This window comes from Mycobacterium sp. TH-M82, assembly GCF_057473605.1.
Genome location: NZ_JBYCKY010000700.1, coordinates 1 through 2,248, shown reverse-complemented (window position 1 = coordinate 2,248; position 2,248 = coordinate 1). Strand labels below are relative to the sequence as shown.

Sequence of the window (2,248 nt, the reverse complement as noted above, 5' to 3'; positions counted from 1 at the left end):
CCGCCGACGGGTCGAACATCGTCCCGCGATCGGCCACCGCCAGCACCGAGATGGCGTTGGGCATGCCTTTGCTCATCAGCGTGGTGCCGTCGATGGGGTCCACCGCGAAGTCGCAGGCCGGACCCTCGCCGTTGCCGACGTGCTCGCCGTTGTAGAGCATCGGCGCGTGGTCCTTCTCGCCCTCCCCGATGACGACCACGCCGCGCATCGACACCGAGTTCACCAGCTCGCGGATCGCGTCGACGGCGGCACCGTCGCCACCCTCCTTGTCGCCCCGGCCCACCCAGCGGCCGGCGGCCATCGCGCCGGCCTCGGTGACCCGCACCAGCTCCATGGCCAGGTTGCGGTCCGGGGCTTCACGGCGAGATGGGCCCGTCATGGTTCCTGATTCTCCCAGAGCCGTATCGGCCGTGGCGAGCTGGGATACTGACCGGGTGACCTCTCAGCTGCAACCCACGGCCAGGCCGGCCAAACCGCGGCTGCTGCACGACGGCCGCGACATGTTCTTCTCGATCGCGCCGCTGGTGGTGGCCTGCATCCTGTTGGCCGGTCTGGCCGGGATGTGCTCGTTTCAGCCAACCGGGACGACGAGCGGGCCGGTGCCGTTCTACGACGACGTCGCCGCCCTGGATGCCGACGCCCAGACGCTGGGGTTCCCGGTTCGGCTGCCGCAGTTGCCAGAGGGGTGGCAGCCCAACTCGGGTGGCCGGGGCAGCATTACCGACGGGCGGACGGACCCGGCCAACCCGGCGCAGCGCCTGCGCGCGGTGACCTCCACGGTCGGATACCTGAGCCCGACCGGGATGTATGTCAGCCTGACGCAGAGCAACGCCGACGAACAGCAGCTGGTCGGCTCGATCCACCCCGGCATGCACCCGACCGGCGCGGTTGATGTCGACGGCACCAGCTGGGTGGTGTATCACGGCGACGCTGAGCCGGTGTGGACGACCCGGGTGGGTGCCGCACAACTGGCGATCACCGGTGCAGGCAACTCCAATGAATTCCGGGTTCTGGCAGCGGCGACGCAGTCCCAGCCGCCGCTGCCGACGACGAGATAGGACAGCAAGTGAACGCACCAGAAGCCGATCTGACCGGATGGGCAGCGACGCCGTTCACCGGTGGCGGCCTCACCCATGACGTGTACCGCAAGGGCGACGGCCCCGGTGTGGTGCTGATTCCCGAGATCCCGGGAATCCACCCGGGTGTGCTGGCGCTGGGAAACCACTTGGTGAACAACGGATTCACCGTCGCCATGCCGTCGCTGTTCGGCGAGCCGGGCAAGGCCAAGACGGTCGGTTCCATCGCGGCGAGCCTCGCATGGGCGTGCGTGGCAAGGGAATTCGCGGCGTTCGCCACTGACAAGCAGCGTCCGGTCACCCAGTTCCTGCGCGCGCTGGCCCGCGACCTGAACGCCTCGACACCGGGTAAAGGCGTGGGGTTGATCGGCCAGTGCTTCACCGGCGGTTTCGCGCTGGCCGCCGCGGTCGACGATGCCGTGCTGGCGCCGGTGCTCAGCCAGCCCTCGGTGCCGTTGCCGCTGACGCTGAAACAGCGCCGTGACCCCGGGCTGTCCGAGGTCGAGATGGGGGTGATCGCCGACCGGGCCGCTGCCGACGGGCTCTGCGCGATGGGGCTGCGTTTCAGCGAGGACAAGATGGCCCCCGGGGACCGATTCGCCACGCTCAAGCAGCGTCTCGGTGACGCTTTCGAGGTGATCGAGATCGATTCCGGCCCAGGCAATCCCGGCGGCTTCTCCCGGATGGCGCATTCGGTGCTCACCGACGAGGTCCGCGAAGTCGACGGCCACCCGGCGTATGAGGCGCGCAAGCGGGTGGTGGAGTTCCTCACTGAGCGGTTGACCTCTTCGTAGCCTTGAACACCGCCAGGTAGACCTCGATGGTGGTGACGATGACGATCATCAGCACCGGGCCGATGACGATGCCCCAGAAACCGAACATGGAGATACCGGCGAACACGGCCAGCAACATCAGCGCGGAATTGAGCCGTGCGTCGCGCGGCACCAGGATCGGCCGCAGGAAATTGTCGATGTTGGTGACCACCACCAGGTGCCAGACCACCACGAACACCCCGCCGATGACATGGCCGAGCAACGCCATGCCGATGCCGAACGGCATCGTCACGATGCCGCCGCCGAGCGGAATGATCGACAACGCCGTCAACAAGATCACGAAGAGGAAGAAGCCCTGGTGGAAACCGCCGATGTAGACCGACGCCGCCCCGGCCAGGC

The 2,248-nt window shown here is 67.9% G+C and carries 4 protein-coding genes; 2 read left to right on the top strand and 2 right to left on the bottom strand.

The window, feature by feature from the left end; all coding sequences use genetic code 11:
• The coding region (locus AC2VON_RS20510; RefSeq protein ID WP_486954563.1) for a fructose-bisphosphatase class II at nucleotides 1-379 on the bottom strand (379 nt) is incomplete at its 3' end.
• A 55-nt stretch (nucleotides 380-434) separates the two neighbouring features.
• Between AC2VON_RS20510 and AC2VON_RS20505 the strand changes: the two genes are divergently transcribed.
• Nucleotides 435-1,058 carry a DUF4245 domain-containing protein gene (locus tag AC2VON_RS20505; protein ID WP_486954562.1) on the top strand — a complete coding sequence of 208 codons (624 nt, stop codon included), beginning with the start codon at nucleotides 435-437 and terminating at the stop codon, nucleotides 1,056-1,058.
• An 8-nt stretch (nucleotides 1,059-1,066) separates the two neighbouring features.
• Entirely contained in the window at nucleotides 1,067-1,870 is an 804-nt protein-coding gene (locus tag AC2VON_RS20500) for a dienelactone hydrolase family protein (protein ID WP_486954561.1), read from the top strand.
• Here the strand turns inward: AC2VON_RS20500 and AC2VON_RS20495 are convergent.
• Nucleotides 1,845-2,248: AI-2E family transporter (locus tag AC2VON_RS20495; RefSeq protein WP_486954560.1), on the bottom strand; the 404-nt coding region annotated here is incomplete at its 5' end. The genes AC2VON_RS20500 and AC2VON_RS20495 overlap by 26 nt on opposite strands.